The organism is Sphingobium mellinum, from assembly GCF_037860795.1.
Classification (GTDB): Bacteria; Pseudomonadota; Alphaproteobacteria; order Sphingomonadales; family Sphingomonadaceae; genus Sphingobium; species Sphingobium mellinum.
This window is the reverse complement of record NZ_JBANRK010000004.1, coordinates 67,399-85,224: the sequence shown is the minus strand read 5'-3', so window position 1 is coordinate 85,224 and position 17,826 is coordinate 67,399. Positions and strand designations below refer to the sequence as shown.

Sequence of the window (17,826 nt, the reverse complement as noted above, 5' to 3'; positions counted from 1 at the left end):
AACTTCGTCGCGAAGTCGTAACGACTTCACGGATTTTTTGAGGAGACTTCGATGAAACTCAACCGCCCCCTTCTGATCGCCGCTTCGGTGCTGGCACTCGCGGCGTGTGGCAAGAAGGCGCCCAAGGAACTGCCGCCGCCGCCCGCCGACACCAGCACGCAGACCGGCACTGGCACCACCACGCCCGCAGGGCCGGCCAAGGGCAGCCAGGAGGATTTCGTCGCCTCCGTCTCGTCCGACCGCATCTTCTTTGACACCGATCAATATGATGTCGACGCGCAGGACCAGCAGACACTGCAGAGCCAGGCCGCCTGGCTGCAGCAGAACCCCAATGTCCGCGTCACGATCGAGGGCCATGCCGACGAACGCGGCACCCGCGACTATAATATCGCGTTGGGCGAACGCCGCGCCAATGCCGCGAAAAATTATCTCGCCTCGCTGGGCATCGACCCCAGCCGCATGAATACCGTCAGCTACGGCAAGGAACGGCCTGCCGCGCTGGGATCGGATGAGGCCGCCTGGGCGCAGAACCGCCGTGCGGTGACCGTTACCGTTCAATACTGAAGCCTTCGGGTCGCACCATGCTTCAGTTGCCCGCCGGTCAACAGATCGGCGGGCTTTTTTCTCGCCCGATCAGGTCCAGCCTCCGCCGAGCGCCAGGAAGACGGCGATCTGGTCCTGCACCAGTTGCACGCGGGCCGTCGCCGCCGCAGCTTCCGCGCTGGCAAGACTGCGCTGCGCGTCCAGCAGCGAGAGGAAATCGCCGCGACCGAAGCGGAACAGCTTGCCCGCCTGCCCGGCCGACACCGCCGCGCTCCGGCGGGCGCGCTCCAGCGCCGTCGCCCGCTCTGCATCGCGGCGATAATTTTCGAGCGCCGTTTCCGTCTGGCGCAGCGCGTCCAGCACAGCGCCGTCGAAGGCGGCGAAATCCCCCTGCACCCGCGCATCGGCGCCGGCGATGCGCGCCTTGACCACCGGGCGATTGGGGAAGGTCCAGCTGAGCAGCGGTCCCAGGCTGAAGCCCAGGGAGGCCCCCGAGCCCAGATCCCTGAGCGGGCCGGCCAATCCGATTGACCCGCCGATGCTGACCTGCGGGTAGAGGTCGGCCATCGCCACGCCGAGGCGCGCGGTATCGGCAGCGATGGTCCGTTCCGCCTGCCGGATGTCAGGCCGCCGCCGGATCAGCGCGGCGCCGTCGCCCACGGGCAAGGGGCGGACGAGGCCCGGCAGCGCCGCGCACCCTTCGACCTCGCGGGGATAGTCGGCGGGTGGCCGCCCGGTCAGTGTGGCCAGCAGATAGAGTCCCGTCTGCCGTTGCGCCTCGAACGCCGGGAGGGTCGCCGCGCTGGCGTCCACCGCTGCCTGCGCGCGGCTGACATCAAAGGCCGTGCCGCGCCCGCCTCGGAACAGGCGGCGAGTGGCGTCCAGCGTCTGCTCTTGCAAGGCGACGACGCGGCGGTTGACGGCCAGCGAGTAATTGGCCGCGCAAACCTGGGCATAGGCCCGTGCGGTAGCCGCCGCGACGCTCACACGCACATAGTCGCGCGCCGCCACCACGGCTTCCAGCTCAGCGCCGCTCGCCTCGACCGCGCGCCTGATCCGGCCGTTGAGGTCGAGCGGATAGGAGGCGCCCAGCCCCAGATCATAATTGACGGTGCCCGGCAGGCTGAGCCCGGTGCCAGAGGGCCGGTCGAGCGTCACGCCACCGCTGACGGCGGTGCTGACCGTACGCCCCGCCTCGGCCTCACGCAGCACGGCCTGCGCTGCGGCGATATTGGCCTGCGCCACGCGAAGGTCGCTGTTCGCGGCCAGCGCTTGCTCGACCAGCGTGTCGAGCTTCGGGTCGTCATAGAGGTGCCACCAATGGTCAGGCAGGTCGGCCTGGCTGATGCCTGCACCCTGCGCCGAGTGAAAAGAGCCCTGCGCGCCGGGGGCCGCTGCGACCGAATGATCGGGCGGCCGGTAGTCTGGCCCTGCGGTGGTGCAGGCGGCAAGGGCAAGGGCCAGCAGCGGCAGGCGCCTGCCCATGCGGCGGCATCGTTCCATCAGGATATCAGGCATGCCGGCAGTTCCCCGCCTGCCCCTTGTTCACCGGCTCCACGGTCACCGTGGCCGTTCGCCCCGCGATCAGGCGCATGCCCGCCGGCACCTTGTCCAGCTTGACCCGAACCGGGATGCGCTGCGCCAGCCGCACCCAGGAGAAGGTGGGCTGCACTGTCGGCAGCAGATTGCCTGAATCGCTGCGGGTCGTGTCATTGATGCCGTAGGCGATGCTTTCGACCCGTCCATCGAGGTCGGTAGCCTCGCCCATCAGGCGCACCTTGACCGGCGCGCCGACGCACACGAGCGGCAGCTTGGTTTCCTCGAAATAGCCTTCGACGCGCAGGCTGTCACGATCGACCAGCGCCATCGCCTGCTTGCCCGCCGCCACATAGTCACCGACATGAAGGTCGAGATTGGTGACCACGCCGTTGACGGAGGCCGCCACGCGCGTGCGGCGCAGATTGAGCGCGGCGGCATCGCGCTGGCTGATCGCCTGGGCAAGGGTGGCCTGCGCGGTCGCCACGCGCGCTACATTCTGTTCATGCGCCTCAGCCGCGACGAGATCACCCAGCGCAAGGTCGCGCGTGGCTTCGCGCCGCGCCTGTCCCAGCGTCGCCCGCGCGCTCGCCACCGCAGCATCGGCTTGCTCCAGCGCCAGTTCGTAGCGCGGCCGGTCAATCACGAAGAGCAGGTCGCCGGCCTTCACCTGCTGGTTGTCATGCACCGCGACCGCGGTCACCAGGCCGCCGATATCGGGCGTGACCCGCACCACGTCAGCGCGCACGCGCCCGTCGCGTGTCCAGGGACTGCGCTCATAATGGTTCCACATCCACAGCGCCACGAAGATGGCAGCCAGGACGATGAGGATGGTGGCGGCGCTGCGGCCCAGCGTGCTGGCAAGACGGTTCATGGACGGATTCCGAGAGGGGGCAGGAAGAAGGCGAGAGCGCCCAGGATCAGGATGAAGAGGCTGAGATCGACGAGCGCGCGATAGGCAAGATAATGATAGAGGCCGAGCGCGCCGAGCAGCCGCGTCGCCAGCCAGCTGAGCAGCAGCGCGAACACCGCCACCAGCAGCAGCGTGGGCACGAACACCCCGCCCAACGCGATCTCTCCCGTCATGCCGGCATATTCCGATAGGCTGGACCTGCCGGGAAGAGGTTTCGCCGCAAACTGACCAACGCCAGCATGCCGTCTCGCCGGACGACGGAGCTTTCGTTGCGCGACAGCGCCCCGATCGCCTGGTCGATGTCTGCAAGCAGGGCAGGTTCCGCAGGCGCCGGGCTGTCAGGGTCCAGCCCGCGATAATGGCGCGCCACATCCTCCAGCACACGGGCGAGCGGCGCATCCTCTTCGGCCGGCAGCGTCAGCCGCAACCGCCGCAATTCGCCTATCGCCACCCCGGTACGCAAATCCCGCAGGGCGTGGAAGAGCAGGTCGCTTCCCTCCTGCCGCGCGATCGAGAGGCGCGGTGCCAGCAGCGCGATGCGGTCAAGCATCCGGTTGACCCAACCGCGCACGTCGGGCGTGGTCATCATCGAGCTGCGGGTGGCGAGGTCGTTCCAGGTCGCCCGGATGGTGCGGCGGATCGCACCTTCGACGCCGGCGGACTGGAGCAGGCCCGCCATGATGATGGCGAACCAGATGCCGACCAGCTGCGCGAGATTGCCGTTCACGAAAGCGGCGAATTCGTTGACATAGCGGTCGGACAACAGGGCGGGACTGCCCAGGCCGAGCAGGGTTGGCGTCGCGATCCCGCTCCATTGCGGCGAGGCGAGCATCGCCCCCAGCACCAGCAGCGGCGGCGCGAGCGCGGCGGCCAGCATCGCAAAGCCATCCAGCCGAGGCATGATCGCATAGCCATAGAGAGCACCGAGCGCCGACGCGATCAGCGTTCCCACCATGAAGCCCTTGATCGGGGCGGCCGGATTGTCGAACCCAGCGAAGAGCGCGAGGAACACCCCGCCCAACATCACGGCCGTGCTGCCGTCCTGCCAGCCGCTGCCTATCCACAGCGCGCAACCGATCAGGATGGTGATGAACGCCCCGAACGCCCCGCGCGCCGCCCCGGCATAATCGCGGTGCAGTTCGCGATTGCGGCGCCCTTCCAGCAGTTCCCCGACGCGGGGGTTGACTGGCTGGCGGCTGTGGATAGCCATCTGGTCATACAGGTCGCGGCAGTCGCGGTGCGCGACGATCAGCGTCGCCAAGCGCGCATACAGGCTCATCCGCATCATCGCCGCCCAGTCCATGGCGGCGCTGGCTGGCGGCTCCAGCGCGGCGCAGCGATCGATCAACGCTTGGGGGCCAGCCGCGCGCGCCGCGCTGTCGTCCCCCATCCCCGCCAGCCAGGCGCGAGCGTCCGCGATCAGAGCCTCGGTCGGGGCGGGCACGATGCCCCTGCTTGCCGCTTTCAGTTCAGCCAGGCGGTCCTCCACCGCCGCCCCCAGCGGCAGAAGGAGCGAGAGCTGATCCTGCATCGCGCGCACGGTCCTGATCCGCGGCGCCAGACGCGACACGTCGAAAGGCAGGTGGATCGACAGCTGGTGCAATTCGGCGATGTCCTGTGCGAGCCGGCGGCGCTCGGCCTCCAGCCCTTCGACAGGGGCGGTGGCGATGGCGTCATGAGACCAGCGTTCGGCATCGCGCAGGATCGCTTGCACGCGGGCGAGCAGGACCGCGCTCACCGACCCGGGAAATATCACGCCATGCACGAGGCTGGCGCTGAGGATGCCGATCAATATCTCCTGCACGCGCAATGTCGCGACGGTGAAGATCGTTTCCGGCGCATCGACGCTGGGAAAGACGATCAGGCAGGCGGTATAGCCGGCGAGCACGAACATGTAGGCGCGCGGCGTACGATCGAGCAGGGACACGAAAACGCACAGGCCCAGCCATGACGCCATCGCAAGCGACAGGAGTTCGGGCGCGTTCGACAGCGGCGGTACGATCGCGACGGAGAATGCACCGCCCACGATCGACCCCACGACGCGGAACACGCCCTTGGAAATGACCGCGCCGGCCATAGGCTGAGCGACGATGTAGGATGTCAGGAACGCCCAATAGGGCCGTTCCAGGCCGATGCTGAACGCAATAAAAAGCGCCAGCATGCCAGCGGCCAAACATTTGAGGGAAAAGAGCGCGGCGGGCCAGCCGAAGCGCTCGCTCATGGCTGCTGGCGGCGCTCGGCGATGCGGCGGCCGAGCAGCTCCATCAGATTGACGACAATCTCGATCGCGGCATCGGGCACGCCCTCGAGCAGTTCCCGACGCAATTCGCTCAAGCGCTGCTCGATCCGCTGCGCAAGGGCCTGACCGGCCGCGGTCAGCGCGACCCGGTTGGACCGCTTGTCCTCCGGATTTTGGACGCGCTCGACCAGACCCATCCCTTCCAGCTGGTGCAAGGTGCGCACCAGAGAAGGCTGGGTGATGCCCAATTCTTCGGCAAGATCTGCCTGCCGAACGTCCGGATCCATCCGGTCGAGGTGGACCAGGCACCAGCCGGCGCTGTTGGAGATCCGCAGCTCCGCAAGCACATCGTCAGCAAGGTGGCGCCAGTTGCGCGCCACCTGAGGCACCTTTTGCGCGAGCGCGCGCTTGAGCTCCGACCGGGACATAACACTTAGATAGCTAACTAACACCTCACGTCAAGGGACCTGACGGTCGCCAGTTACCTATTCAGCCGCGACGCGTGCCGGTGAATCCAGCCGCCCCGAACGCGCCCAGCTGCATCGTCCCGCTGATGCTGTCGCCGTTCACCTCGGCCTCACAGTCCATCGTCACCGGCATGGGCATGGTCATGTTCATTTTCCAGCTCAGCCGATTGCCGTCGACCTTACCATCGGCCACATCGAGAGACCCGAGCAGGCCTGCGAAAGTCCCGTGAAAGCCGTCGCCGGCGCTGATGACGGTCAGCACCCCCTTCTGTTCCCCGAGCGGCGTCTTGGCCACGCAATCATAGGCTCCATCGACATCTGCCATTGTTCTTTCTCCTTATCGTCGCCTCAGTCGGCGAGCGTGCCCATCTCGACCGGCAGGCCGACAGCGTCAAGCTGCGGCCGCACCAGCTTCGCATCGCCGACAACGACCCAGATCAACCGGTCGGGCTCGATCGCCTCGCGTGCGGCCTTGTCGAGGTCCGCCACCGTCATTCTGCGGTATATGGCGGGAAGCTGTTCATAATAATCGTCCGGCCGGCCGAGCATCCGATTGCGCATCATCGCGGCGAGCAGGTCCGACGAGGTTTCGAAACTGCCCGGCAGCGAGAGGATCTGGCTGTTGATCGTCTGGTTGCGCTCCGTTTCGGTCGTGCCCTTCGCCGTCAGAAAGTCGCGAATGTCCTTACGCGCGGCGATGATGGACTCGCCTGTCTTGTCGGTCTGCACCGGGGCATAGACGAGCAGCGGTATGGTTTCCTTGACGCCCGGCAGGCCCGTGCCCGCATAATAGGCCCAGCCCTTCGTTTCGCGCAGGTCCATGATGAGGCGGGAGGTCGAACTGCCGCCCAGCACTTCATTGGCGGTGATCAGCGTGATCGGATTGTCGGTGCCGCGCTTGGCCGTCAACAGGCCCGCCAAGATCATCGACTGCGGGCTTTGCGGCTTGTCCACCAGGATGATGCGCGCGGGGCGCATCATACGATCCATGCGGAAGATCTTGCTGCCCTTCGGCGCCTTAGGCGCCTTCCAATCGCCGAAGCGCTTTTCGAGCAACGGCATGACGTCAGCGAGCGTCGTGTCGCCGGTCACGAAGATCGTCGCATTGTCCGGCCGCAGCCAGGTCTGGTGAAAAGCGACGAGGTCGTCCCGGGTCACCGCCTTGACGCCGCTTTCCGTACCGGAGCCGGTGAAGGGAATGCCATAGGGATGCGCCGGCCCATAGAGGAGCGGCGGCAGCAGGCGCTGCGCGATCGGCATCGGTTCGGTCTTTTCCGCCGCGATCCTGGTCACCATCTGTCCGCGCAACCGTTCCACCTCATCGGGGGCGAAGGCCGGATTGCGGATCACATCGGCCAGCAGCGCCAGCGAGGCGTCAAGATTGGGCTTCAGCGCATAGAGGCCGACATTGGTCGTATCCATGCCATTGCCCGCGCTGATCGAAGCGCCCAGCCGCTCCTGCTGCTCGGCGATCTGGATCGAACTGCGTGTCTTCGTGCCTTCGTCAAGCAGCGCCGTCGTCAGCCCCGCCGTGCCGAGCTTCGCCTTGTCGTCGGCGGCGTTGCCGGCGTCGAACGAGACCGACACGCGCACCACGGGCACAGTCGCCCGGCGCGCGAAGACGACCGGGATGCCGTTTTTCAGACTCGCATGTTCGACCGCAGGAAAGTCCAGGTCCTTGACCGGCTCGATCGCCGGCTCCGCAACCTTGGTCGGCGGCGGCGGGGTTGAAGCGACGGGCGCGGGCTTCTTGGGATCGCGGAAATAGGCGGGATGATGGGTCGCATTGCCTGCAAGCGCATTATCTTCAGCCGAACGCTGGCCGGGCGCCACGGTGAGCCGGAACACCGGCCGCCCCAGCCATTTGCGCGCCGCGTTTCCGACCGACTGCGGTGTCGCGCCTGCGTAGGCGGCAAGATCCTTCTTATACTGCGCCGGATCGCCCGAATAGACCGCGCCTTCGGCCAGGGTCACCGCCTTGCCGGCGAAACCACCGACCTTTTCCAGGCCACCGATCGTGCCCGAGAGCTGCTGGGTCGCGGCGCGCTGCACCTCGTCCGCGGTCGGGCCCTTGGCGAGATAGTCAGCGAGCAGCTGATCCAGCCGCTTGCCGACCGCCACCGCATCCTGCCCCGGCTTCACGTCGACGGTGATCTCGGCGATTGAAAGCTTCTCGAACGGCTGGATGCTGGCCTTCACCCCGACCGCGACCTTTTCGCCCCGCACCAGGATATTGTCGAGCCGCGAGGAACCCAGTCCGCCGAAGACCGCCATGGCGAGGTCAAGCTGGGGCAGATCGTCCGAGTTGACGCCGGGCACGATCCAGTTGCGGTAGAGCCGGGTGGCCGCGACATTGTCGTGCATCAGCTTTTCGACGTCATGACCGAGCGTCGGCACGGTGGCGTCGACATCCTTCGGCGCGGGACCGGCGGGAATGTTGCCGAACCATTTTTCGACCTTGGCCCTGGCAGTCGGCAGATCGATGTCGCCGGCCAGCACCAGCACCGCATTGTTCGGGCCATAATGCGTCCTGAACCAGTTCTGCACATCCGCAAGGCTGGCGGCGTTCAGATCCGCCATCGATCCAATCGTGGAGTGGCGATAGGGATGCCCTTCCGGCAGCATGGCGGCGAGCTGGGCATATTCGACCAGGCCGTAGGGCTCATTCTCGCCCATCCGCTTTTCATTCTGCACGACGCTGCGCTGGGCATCGAGCTTGGTCTGGGTGACCGCGCCCAGCAGATGCCCCATCCGGTCGGATTCAAGGAACAGCGCCCGGTCGAGCGCGCCGGTCGGCACCGTTTCGAAATAATTGGTGCGGTCGAACCAGGTCGTGCCGTTCCAGTCGGTCGCGCCGATATCCTCTAGCCGGCCGAAAAAGGGCCCGTCGGCATTTTCCGAGCCGTAGAACATGAGATGTTCGAACAGATGCGCAAAGCCGGTCTTGCCCTGCGGTTCGAAGCGGGAACCGACATGATACCAGACCGACACGGCCACCACCGGCGCCTTGCGGTCGGTATGGACGATGACGCGCAGACCATTGCTCAGGGTGAACTGCTGATAGGGAATGTCGACCGCCGCGACGAGGCTGGAGAGCGGGGCGGGCGCCACCGAGGAGGCTGTCGCGGGCGCGGCCGCCACTGGCTGCGTCATCGGCACCAGCGCAAGCGAGGACAGGCTGAGCGTCAGGGCCAGCCGGCGCGACAGAAGCGAAAAAGTCATCGGCGCCTCATGAAAATCCATAAAAGACCACGGCGTTAGCGGGGAAGGCCGCAGGCAGCGCACCATAGCAAGGCCTTCCCGCCGCGCAATGCGCATTGCGCGTGCGGCCGACGGATGCGGCGGCGAAGACAACCCAAGGGAACCTCACGCAGACGCTTCGGTTACGGATAATTACGGAGTGCCCCTTGTGTGGCTTTTCGGCAACACTACATCCTGACCAGTTTCACGAAGGGGATGTCATGAACCTCGAAAAATTCACAGACCGCGCCAAGGGTTTCCTCCAGTCGGCGCAGACCGTCGCGATCCGGATGAATCATCAGCGGATCAGCCCGGAACATCTGCTCAAAGCCTTGCTGGAGGACAACCAAGGCATGGCCTCGGGCCTCATCCAGGCGGCGGGCGGCGACCCTGCCGCTGCGGTGCGCGAGACGGACGCGGCGCTGGCCAAGGTGCCGGCCGTGTCCGGCAGCGGCGCGCAGCAGACGCCGGGCCTGGATAACGACGCGGTACGGGTGCTCGACAGCGCCGAACAGGTCGCGGCCAAGGCGGGAGACAGCTTCGTCACGGTCGAACGGCTGCTGCTGGCCCTCACCCTTGCCACCACTACGGCTGCGGGCAAGGCTCTTGCCGTTGCGGGCGTCAAGGCCGAAGGACTGAACGCCGCGATCAACACTCTGCGCGGCGGGCGCACGGCGGACACGACCGGCGCGGAGGACCGCTATGATGCGCTCAAGAAATTCGCGCGGGACCTGACCGAAGCGGCGCGCGAAGGCAAGCTCGACCCGGTGATCGGCCGCGACGAGGAAATCCGCCGGACCATCCAGATTCTCGCCCGGCGGACCAAGAACAACCCTGTGCTGATCGGCGACCCGGGCGTCGGCAAAACCGCGATCGCGGAAGGGCTGGCGCTGCGCATCGCCAATGGCGACGTGCCCGATACGCTCAAGGATCGCACGCTGATGGCGCTGGACATGGGATCGCTGATCGCGGGCGCGAAATATCGCGGCGAATTCGAGGAGCGCCTGAAGGGCGTCCTGGACGAGGTGAAGGCTGGCGAGGGCCAGATCGTCCTCTTCATCGACGAGATGCACACGCTGATCGGCGCTGGCAAATCCGAAGGCGCAATGGACGCCGGCAACCTGCTGAAGCCTGCTCTCGCGCGCGGCGAGCTGCACTGCATCGGCGCGACCACGCTCGATGAATATCGGAAATATGTGGAGAAGGACCCGGCGCTGCAGCGGCGATTCCAGCCCATCTTTGTGGGCGAGCCGACGGTAGAGGACACCATATCCATCCTGCGGGGCCTCAAGGAAAAATATGAGCTGCACCATGGCGTGCGGATCACCGACGGCGCGATCGTGTCGGCGGCGACCCTGTCCAATCGCTACATCACCGACCGCTTCCTGCCGGACAAGGCCATCGACCTGATGGACGAGGCCGCGAGCCGGCTGCGTATGGAGGTGGAGTCCAAGCCCGAGGAGATAGAAACGCTCGACCGGCGGATCATCCAGCTGAAGATCGAACGCGAGGCGCTGAAAAAGGAGACGGACAAGGCGTCCAAGGATCGGCTCGACGCGCTGGAAGAGGAGCTTGCCAATCTGGAGGAACAGTCGGCGGCGCTGACCCAGCGCTGGCAGGCGGAAAAGGACAAGATCGCGGGAGAGAGCAAGCTCAAGGAGCAGCTCGACGCCGCGCGCGTCGAGCTGGAGCAGGCGCAGCGGGCGGGTGATCTCGCCAAGGCTGGCGAGCTGGCCTATGGCCGCATCCCCGAACTGGAGCGCAAGATCTCCGAAGCCGAGGGCGCGAGCGCGGGCGCGATGCTGCGCGAGGAAGTGACGAGCGAGGACATCGCCGGCGTCGTGTCGCGCTGGACCGGCATTCCTGTCGACAAGATGATGGAAGGCGAGCGTGAAAAGCTGCTCGCAATGGAAGAGGAGCTGGGCAAGCGCGTCATCGGACAGGCCGATGCGGTGAAGGCCGTCTCCACCGCCGTCCGCCGTTCGCGTGCCGGCTTGCAGGACCCGAATCGGCCATTGGGCAGCTTCCTGTTCCTTGGCCCCACGGGTGTGGGCAAGACGGAGCTGACCAAGGCGCTCGCCGGGTTCCTGTTCGACGATGACAGCGCGATGGTGCGGATCGACATGAGCGAGTTCATGGAGAAACACTCGGTCGCTCGCCTCATCGGTGCGCCTCCGGGCTATGTCGGCTATGAGGAAGGCGGCGTGCTGACCGAAGCGGTGCGGCGGCGGCCTTATCAGGTCGTCCTGTTCGACGAGGTGGAAAAGGCGCACGGCGACGTGTTCAACGTGCTGCTGCAGGTGCTGGACGATGGCCGGTTGACCGATGGGCAGGGTCGGACGGTGGATTTCACCAACACGATCATCGTGCTGACGTCGAACCTGGGTAGCCAGTTCATCGCCAGCCTCGCCGACGACGAGCCGGTTGAGAAGGTCGAGGATCAGGTGATGGACATCGTCCGCGCCCATTTCCGGCCGGAATTCCTGAACCGGCTGGACGAGGTGATCCTGTTCCATCGCCTGGGCGCTGCCCATATGGCGCCGATCGTGGACATCCAGGTCGCGCGGATCGGCAAGCTGCTGAAGGACCGCAAGGTGACGCTCGACCTGACCGATGGCGCGCGCGTGTGGCTGGGGCGGGTCGGCTATGATCCGGTCTATGGCGCAAGGCCGCTGAAGCGGGCGGTACAGCGTTACTTGCAGGATCCGCTGGCGGACCTCATCCTGCGCGGCGAAGTGCCGGACGGGTCGAAGGTGCGGGTTGACGAGGGCGATGGGGCTCTTCAGTTGAGTGTGGGATAAGCATATTGCCCTCCCCCTCGGGGTTGATAGCGAAAAGGGGCGCCGGAATGACCGGCGCCCCTTCCGCTTTTCAGCCTTGATCGCTGCGATCAGAAGTTCGCTTTCACACCAACGCGATAGGCGCGGCCATAGATGCCGGTGCCGCCCTGTACAGGGTTGTAATTGTTCGCCCCGTAGGTGATCGGGTCAATCGGCGGCAGATCGTCGAAGGCGTTCAGCACGTTCAGATAGAGCGTGAAATTGTCGTTGAGCTTGTAGCTGGTGGTGAGGTCGACGGTGATATAGGGTTTGACGTTGCACTTGACGAACTGCGGCGAGAGCAGGCCGCAATCGCCGGACGTGCCCGGCCCCTCGATATCCTCCGCCGACAGATTATAGCCGCCGAAATATTCTGCGGTGGCCGACAGGGTCCAGCGCTTCCATTCCAGCGTGTTGGTCCAGCTCCCATGCCATTCGGGCGTGCCCGAACCGGCGGTCAGGCTGTTGTTGCCGAGCGTCCCTTCGTAGCTTTCCACCGTGCCATCTGCGAAGACGGTGTCGAGGTTGATGATGTAGGTCGCCTCCAGCGAGCTGGTGAGGCGCACGTCGCCGAAATCGAACCGGCCGGTCGCCGCGAAGTCCAGGCCTTCGGAGCGCAAGGTGTTGGCGTTGATGAGCGGCGCCTGGACATAGGCGACGCGGGGCAGGGCACCGGGATGCTGCGGATCGGGCGAATCCTGGATGATGTTGTAGCCCGCCGGGATCGCCTGACCGGAATAATAGGCAGCCAGCGCCGGACCGTAGGGTGCCGGAATGATCGCGCCCTTCTTCTTGATGTTGTAATAATCGACGCTGAGCCGAATGTTCCGGGTCGGTTCGAAGATCACGCCCGCCGTCCAGCTGGTCGACTTTTCGGGATCCAGATTGGGGCTGGCCAGCTGGGTCTGGCCATAGCTGCTGGCATTGAGATAGGTCGGACAACTGGCAAAGGTCGCTTTGCTGCATCCAAACTGGGCGAGGTAGGAGTCCGGGAAGGTGCCCGACGTATTGTTCACGAAGCCCGTTGTCGGCAGCGCGTTGGCTTCGGCGAAGCTGGGAATACGGAAGCCCCGCGACCAGGTGCCGCGCAGCGTGAGCGAATCGAACGGCTTGTAACGGAAGCCAACCTTAGGCGAGAAGGCGCTCTGACCGCTGTTATAACTATCGTAGCGGCCCGAAGCGTTGACGTCGAACCCTTCGAACGCGGGGACGTTCAATTCGAAGAAGCCTGAACGGACGACTCGTTCGCCCTTGGTGCCGAAGGCGTTGATGACGAAATAGCGTTCGGTCGGACCGGCGAAGTCGGCGTTGGCGCTCGGCGCATCAATGGATTCCAGACGGATCTGGCCACCAAAGCCCAGCTGGACGGGGCCAGCGGGCAGTTCGAACAGCGTGCCGTTGAAGCTCAACTGGGCCGCATAAAGTTCCGACTTGGACTTGGTTATGTTGTCGGGCGACAGATAGTCCAGCGTTGATTGGCTGTTGGACAGCGGGTTAACGAAATTATAGCTGCCATCCGCCACCACATTCAGCAGGTGCTGGATGTAGACATAGCCCGTCTGCGTCCGGGTGAGGTCGGTACGCATGCCGACGATATCCGCCGCGAAATTCCAGCTGTCGGTGATCGGACCCGCGATGGAGAAGGCACCGCGATAGGTGCGGCTGAGTGTCTGATTGAACTCGGTAAGGTTCGGGATACGACCCATGATGCGCGCTTGCAGGCCCTGCGACGCGAACGGATTGTTGGGATTGAGCGTGCCATTCGTCGCGTCGCAGTTCGCCTGCGGCAAGCCGTTGACCAGCGGGCAGACATAGACCGGAAGAGCGAGAGCGAACGAACCCGGCGCGTTGGGCAGGCCGTTATTATAGGTGCTGAAGCGGGGGAAAGCGATGCCGGCAGGACCATTGGCACGGATGGTCGCCGGTTCACCGCTGTAGCTTACCTTGCTCTGCAGATAGTTGGCGGTGAAGGATGCCTCGATGTCATCGGTGACCGCCACGGTGGCCTTCAGCGCCCCGCCGAAGCGTTCGATCCGGGGCGAGATCACGCCATATTGGCGTACCAAGTCGCCCTGGCAGACGGTGTTGGGTGCGAACGCATTCTGATCCGTATCAGCCAGTTCCGCTGCGGTGAGCGTATAGGGTGTCTCTCCAGCGATACAGCCCGCCGCCGGATTGAGGATCTGATAACGACCCAGTGGATCATCGAGTGCGCTGAGCGAATTGGTGGGCGCGACGAAAAAGGTCGTCGCAAAGGAGCGGCGGTCGCTGGTTCCCGTGGCGTCCGCCCAGCCGACATAGCCAGTGCTGGACGGATTGATCGAACCGCCATTGGGGCCGACCTGGGGTCCACAAACGCCGTCACGGCAAATACCCGACTGATCCTGCGAATTATAGGGATAGGGCCTGTCACGATTATAGAGAGCATTCTGGCGATACCAGAAACCGCTGGCATAGATATTATAGCCGTCGCGCCCAAGGTCGCCGGTGCCGGCGGTCAGGATGATGCGGTAGTTTTCGCCATCGCCCCGTTCCGTGATTCCACCTTCGATACGGCCACCAATCCCCTTGAACTGCTTCTTCGTGATGACGTTGATGACGCCCGCGATCGCGTCAGCACCGTAGGTCGATGACGCGCCATCGCGCAGCACTTCGACGCGATCGACGATGTCGTCGGGAATGGTGTTCAAGTCGACGAAGTTGCGGGTCGCGTCATCCGCCAGCGGATAATAGGCAGCGCGCTGGCCGTCGAAGAGCACCAGCGTCGAACTGGTGGAAAGACCACGGAGCGAGACGGCGGACGCGCCCGCCGCGAACGCGCCATTTGCCGAAAAGCTGTTGGTCAGCGCGGCGCCATTGTTGGACGATATGCGCTGAAGCGCTTCCTGTGTCGTCTGGATGCCACGCTGGTCCAGCGATTCGGAGGTCAGCACCGAGACAGGCGAGGGCGTGTTGTTCACGTCCTGACGCAGGATCGACCCGGTAACGACGATCGTCGCTTCGGGCTCTTCTGGCGTTGCTTGCTGAGGAGCCTGTGCCGCCTGCGCAAAGGCAGGCGCGGAGAAAGAGGTAAAACCGGCGCCTGCCAATGCAAGCGCCTGCAGCGCCGCGCTTCCGCGCAGCCACGCGTTATTCGAGCTTGTCTTCACTATCCAGTCCCTTGCTCTGGAGCGCGAACGGGTGTCACCCGCACGCTTGTTTTGACGCATGGGGAGGGGAAAGGAGCCCGACAGCAAGCCCTCCTCATCCGTACTGTCAGCTAGTCTGCTCACACGTTTTAAGAGTGTAAAGCAATGAGGCGGACAGCTTCTTCGATTTGATTTTGACTGTCGCTATTTTGCAACATGGGTACGCCATCGCTATTAGACAGATGTTTAACGATATTGTTATAGCATTGTGAAAGGCTGTGAAACTATCAGTCCAGCCTCGCGCAAACACCTGCGACAAAATTACGTTCCATGCGCGTTTCCAACTATTTTTCCGTTGCGGCATCAACGAGCAGCATGGGATCGATCCGCGCCTCATTCCAGCGCACACCCCAGTGAAGATGGGGACCGGTGGCCCGCCCGGTCGCGCCGATGGCCCCGATCCGCTGCCCCTGAATCACAGGCTGGCCGAGTTTCACATCGATGCGGGAAAGATGAAGGAAGGCGCTGACAAGGCCATGGCCATGATCGATCATCAACAGATTGCCTTCCAGCGTGAAGGGGTGATCGGCGGCCAGCACGACGACACCATCGGCGGGCGCTACGACCGGCTCGCCGACGGCGCCCGCAATGTCGACGCCGCCATGATAGGCGCCCGGCGTTCCCTGATAGACCCGCTGCGCACCGAACAGGCCCGAGATGCGACCCACCCGGGGCCAGATGAAGCGCTGGCGCCATCCTGCCGCGTCCGTGATCCGCGCGCGGGCGGCGGCGATCTGTTCGAGTTCGGGGCGGCGCAACGCCAGAAAGGCTTCATTGTCGCGGACGGGACGCGGCGGGGCATTGACCTGTTCAATCCGCCAGGCACGCGGCGCGACCGTCAAGGGCCGGTCAATGCGCCGGCCGTCAGCGAGCCGGGCGACGAGATGCGCCTGTGGCCCCGCGTCCCGATCAAAGCCGATCAGGAAGCGGCCGTCGCGGTCGACGGGAACAGGCTGATCGTCCAGACGCAGTTCGACCGTGTCGGCTGGGGCGGCGCCGCTGAGTACGCCGCCCTGCACCGGCGCGCCTGACAGGGCGAGGCGGCCGGTCGCATCGGCGGTGGGAACCGGAACCGCTGCCGTCGTCGCAGAGCCGAGCGCGAGCAGCAGCGCTGCCGCCCACCGCTTCATCGCAGTCCGCGCGCCTTGAGTTCAGCCTCCGCCGACAGTTCGGCGCTGGCATAGGGTTCCTGCCGGGCGATGCTCCAGTAGCGCAGGTCGTCCAGCGCGATCTTCTGCCCCGACACGGCGCAGACGACATGATCGCCCGCCTGCAGCACGCGGAAGCTGTAGGCCATGTAATGGAGCCGGGCCGGGCGATCGCGGTTGGACATCAACATGGGAAGGAGCGGCCTTTTCTCATTGAACGCGGCATCAGGAAAACAGGTCCTGCTGCCGGCTTTCCTGCCCTTCACGCGCCTTGCGGGCGCTCGAGGGCCCCGATGATATAGCCCCTGGCGCGGGCTTCTCAAGGGCAGTGGACGGTGCCCCGCTCGACACGGTCGCATCGACCGCGCCATCGGCGAAATGCAGCGCGACAGACACTGTCTTCCGGGCATCGGCGACCGACTTGACCAGCCGGTCGCCCGCCATCACGCGGGCAAAGCCGCGCTGCAGCGGGAGGTCGGGATTGAGCGAGACGAACAGCCGCGACAGCCGATCGAAGGCGGTGGCGCGATCGTCATGCGCGCGCTTGAGATAGTCGGGGCGCAGGCGCAGGCGGTCGAGCCGCTCCTTCGATCGGTCGAGCAGCCGGTCGAGCAAGGGGACGCGCAAGGCGCCCCCCACCTGCCCCAGGCGCACGCGCGCATCCGCCACGCGATGCCGCAGCCCGCTGCCCAGACCTTCCGACAGCTGGTCCAGCCGCTGCCGCTGGGGTGCCAGCAAGGTGTCGGGCGTGGGCATCAGGCGGGCCTGCATCTCCAGCCGCTCGCGCGCCTGGCCCGCGCCCCGTCGCACCGCGCGGTTCATCCGCAACCCCTGTTCCGTCAGCATCGCCATCAGCTCGGCCCGAACCGGCACCGCCATTTCGGCCGCGGCGGTGGGCGTGGGCGCGCGCATGTCGGCGGCATAGTCGCACAGCGTCGTATCCGTTTCATGCCCCACCGCCGAGATGACCGGGATCGAACATTCGGCCACCGCGCGGACGACGATTTCCTCATTGAAGGACCAGAGATCCTCGATCGAGCCGCCGCCGCGCGCGACGATGACAAGGTCCGGCGGGGGCAGCGGACCGCCTGGCTGCATGGCGGAGAAGCCGCGCACCGCGCGCGCCACCTGCTCGGCGGCGCCGTGCCCCTGCACCAGCACCGGCCAGAGCAAGACATTGGTGGGGCAGCGATCCTCCAGCCGGTGGAGGATGTCGCGGATTACCGCGCCAGTGGGCGACGTGACCACGCCGATGGTGCGCGGCATGAAGGGCAGGCGGCGCTTTCGTGCCGATTCGAACAGCCCTTCGGCCGCGAGCTTCGCCTTGAGCTTTTCGAGCAACGCCATCAGTGCGCCCTCGCCCGCCAGTTCCATCCTCTCGATCACGATCTGATATTTGGAACGGCCGGGATAGGTGGTGAGCTTGCCAGTGGCGATCACCTCGACCCCGTCCTGCGGGGCGAAAGGCAGGCGGGCCGCGCCGCCCTTCCACATCACGCCGTCGATGACGGCATTGTCGTCCTTCAGGCAGAGATAGAGATGGCCCGATGCGGCGCGTTTGAAGCCGGAAATCTCGCCGCGCAGGCGGACATGGCCGAAGCGGTCCTCGACCGTGCGCTTCAACAGGGCGGACAATTCGCTCACGCTGAGCGCGGGCGCGTTGTCGCCTGCCCTTTCCTCCGCTAACAGGCGGGCCGACGCATCGAAACCAGCTTCATATTCCGGGGACATGG

At 65.4% G+C, this 17,826-nt stretch carries 13 protein-coding genes; 2 read left to right on the top strand and 11 right to left on the bottom strand.

The features are described 5' to 3' along the window. The first annotated feature begins 51 nt into the window (after nucleotides 1–51). Complete coding sequence (gene pal, locus AAC640_RS08265) at nucleotides 52–564, top strand: peptidoglycan-associated lipoprotein Pal (RefSeq protein WP_340265643.1); 513 nt, start codon at nucleotides 52–54, stop codon at nucleotides 562–564. Between the two features lie 69 nt (nucleotides 565–633). Here the strand turns inward: pal and AAC640_RS08260 are convergent, their stop codons facing one another. The 7 genes from AAC640_RS08260 to AAC640_RS08230 all read right to left on the bottom strand — a co-directional run bounded on the left by AAC640_RS08260 (nucleotide 634) and on the right by AAC640_RS08230 (nucleotide 8,920). Further along, the gene (locus AAC640_RS08260) at nucleotides 634–2,061 is read right to left on the bottom strand and encodes an efflux transporter outer membrane subunit (protein ID WP_340265642.1); all 1,428 of its coding nucleotides are present in this window, start codon (nucleotides 2,059–2,061) and stop codon (nucleotides 634–636) included. After that, on the bottom strand, nucleotides 2,054–2,953 hold the full coding sequence (locus AAC640_RS08255) for an efflux RND transporter periplasmic adaptor subunit (RefSeq protein WP_340265641.1): 900 nt from the start codon (nucleotides 2,951–2,953) through the stop codon (nucleotides 2,054–2,056). Before AAC640_RS08255 ends, AAC640_RS08260 begins: the two co-directional genes overlap by 8 nt. After that, nucleotides 2,950–3,165, bottom strand: coding sequence for a DUF1656 domain-containing protein (locus tag AAC640_RS08250; protein ID WP_340265640.1), 216 nt, complete (start codon nucleotides 3,163–3,165; stop codon nucleotides 2,950–2,952). The genes AAC640_RS08255 and AAC640_RS08250 overlap by 4 nt, the downstream gene beginning before the upstream one ends. Further along, nucleotides 3,162–5,213 carry an FUSC family protein gene (locus AAC640_RS08245; RefSeq protein WP_340265639.1) on the bottom strand — a complete coding sequence of 684 codons (2,052 nt, stop codon included), beginning with the start codon at nucleotides 5,211–5,213 and terminating at the stop codon, nucleotides 3,162–3,164. The genes AAC640_RS08250 and AAC640_RS08245 overlap by 4 nt, the downstream gene beginning before the upstream one ends. Then, nucleotides 5,210–5,659 (bottom strand): MarR family winged helix-turn-helix transcriptional regulator, encoded by a 450-nt coding sequence (locus AAC640_RS08240; RefSeq protein WP_340265638.1) that lies wholly within the window; start codon nucleotides 5,657–5,659, stop codon nucleotides 5,210–5,212. Before AAC640_RS08240 ends, AAC640_RS08245 begins: the two co-directional genes overlap by 4 nt. Before the next feature lie 61 nt (nucleotides 5,660–5,720). Beyond that, nucleotides 5,721–6,023, bottom strand: a complete 303-nt coding sequence (locus AAC640_RS08235) for a hypothetical protein (RefSeq protein WP_340265637.1) — start codon at nucleotides 6,021–6,023, stop codon at nucleotides 5,721–5,723. 23 nt (nucleotides 6,024–6,046) lie between these two features. Next, nucleotides 6,047–8,920, bottom strand: coding sequence for a M16 family metallopeptidase (locus AAC640_RS08230; protein WP_340265636.1), 2,874 nt, complete (start codon nucleotides 8,918–8,920; stop codon nucleotides 6,047–6,049). Nucleotides 8,921–9,159: 239 nt separating this feature from the next. Between AAC640_RS08230 and clpB the strand changes: the two genes are divergently transcribed. Continuing rightward, nucleotides 9,160–11,739: an ATP-dependent chaperone ClpB gene (gene clpB, locus AAC640_RS08225; protein ID WP_340265635.1), complete on the top strand. Its 2,580-nt coding sequence runs from the start codon at nucleotides 9,160–9,162 to the stop codon at nucleotides 11,737–11,739. Between the two features lie 89 nt (nucleotides 11,740–11,828). Here the strand turns inward: clpB and AAC640_RS08220 are convergent, their stop codons facing one another. The 4 genes from AAC640_RS08220 to xseA all read right to left on the bottom strand — a co-directional run bounded on the left by AAC640_RS08220 (nucleotide 11,829) and on the right by xseA (nucleotide 17,824). Further along, nucleotides 11,829–14,906, bottom strand: a complete 3,078-nt coding sequence (locus tag AAC640_RS08220; RefSeq protein WP_340265634.1) for a TonB-dependent receptor plug domain-containing protein — start codon at nucleotides 14,904–14,906, stop codon at nucleotides 11,829–11,831. Nucleotides 14,907–15,229: 323 nt separating this feature from the next. Beyond that, complete coding sequence (locus AAC640_RS08215) at nucleotides 15,230–16,075, bottom strand: M23 family metallopeptidase (protein WP_340265633.1); 846 nt, start codon at nucleotides 16,073–16,075, stop codon at nucleotides 15,230–15,232. Beyond that, nucleotides 16,072–16,284: a DUF2093 domain-containing protein gene (locus tag AAC640_RS08210; RefSeq protein ID WP_340265632.1), complete on the bottom strand. Its 213-nt coding sequence runs from the start codon at nucleotides 16,282–16,284 to the stop codon at nucleotides 16,072–16,074. The genes AAC640_RS08215 and AAC640_RS08210 overlap by 4 nt, the downstream gene beginning before the upstream one ends. A 34-nt stretch (nucleotides 16,285–16,318) precedes the next feature. Beyond that, nucleotides 16,319–17,824, bottom strand: a complete 1,506-nt coding sequence (gene xseA / locus AAC640_RS08205) for an exodeoxyribonuclease VII large subunit (protein WP_340265631.1) — start codon at nucleotides 17,822–17,824, stop codon at nucleotides 16,319–16,321. Nucleotides 17,825–17,826 lie beyond the last annotated feature (2 nt).

What these genes read in the sequence shown, in the direction of transcription:
- pal (WP_340265643.1), top strand. Translation starts at nt 52, where the DNA reads ATGAAACTCAACCGCCCCCTTCTGATCGCCGCTTCGGTGCTGGCACTC.
- AAC640_RS08260 (WP_340265642.1), bottom strand. Translation starts at nt 2,061, where the DNA reads ATGCCTGATATCCTGATGGAACGATGCCGCCGCATGGGCAGGCGCCTG.
- AAC640_RS08255 (WP_340265641.1), bottom strand. Translation starts at nt 2,953, where the DNA reads ATGAACCGTCTTGCCAGCACGCTGGGCCGCAGCGCCGCCACCATCCTC.
- AAC640_RS08250 (WP_340265640.1), bottom strand. Translation starts at nt 3,165, where the DNA reads ATGACGGGAGAGATCGCGTTGGGCGGGGTGTTCGTGCCCACGCTGCTG.
- AAC640_RS08245 (WP_340265639.1), bottom strand. Translation starts at nt 5,213, where the DNA reads ATGAGCGAGCGCTTCGGCTGGCCCGCCGCGCTCTTTTCCCTCAAATGT.
- AAC640_RS08240 (WP_340265638.1), bottom strand. Translation starts at nt 5,659, where the DNA reads ATGTCCCGGTCGGAGCTCAAGCGCGCGCTCGCGCAAAAGGTGCCTCAG.
- AAC640_RS08235 (WP_340265637.1), bottom strand. Translation starts at nt 6,023, where the DNA reads ATGGCAGATGTCGATGGAGCCTATGATTGCGTGGCCAAGACGCCGCTC.
- AAC640_RS08230 (WP_340265636.1), bottom strand. Translation starts at nt 8,920, where the DNA reads ATGACTTTTTCGCTTCTGTCGCGCCGGCTGGCCCTGACGCTCAGCCTG.
- clpB (WP_340265635.1), top strand. Translation starts at nt 9,160, where the DNA reads ATGAACCTCGAAAAATTCACAGACCGCGCCAAGGGTTTCCTCCAGTCG.
- AAC640_RS08215 (WP_340265633.1), bottom strand. Translation starts at nt 16,075, where the DNA reads ATGAAGCGGTGGGCGGCAGCGCTGCTGCTCGCGCTCGGCTCTGCGACG.
- AAC640_RS08210 (WP_340265632.1), bottom strand. Translation starts at nt 16,284, where the DNA reads ATGTTGATGTCCAACCGCGATCGCCCGGCCCGGCTCCATTACATGGCC.
- xseA (WP_340265631.1), bottom strand. Translation starts at nt 17,824, where the DNA reads ATGTCCCCGGAATATGAAGCTGGTTTCGATGCGTCGGCCCGCCTGTTA.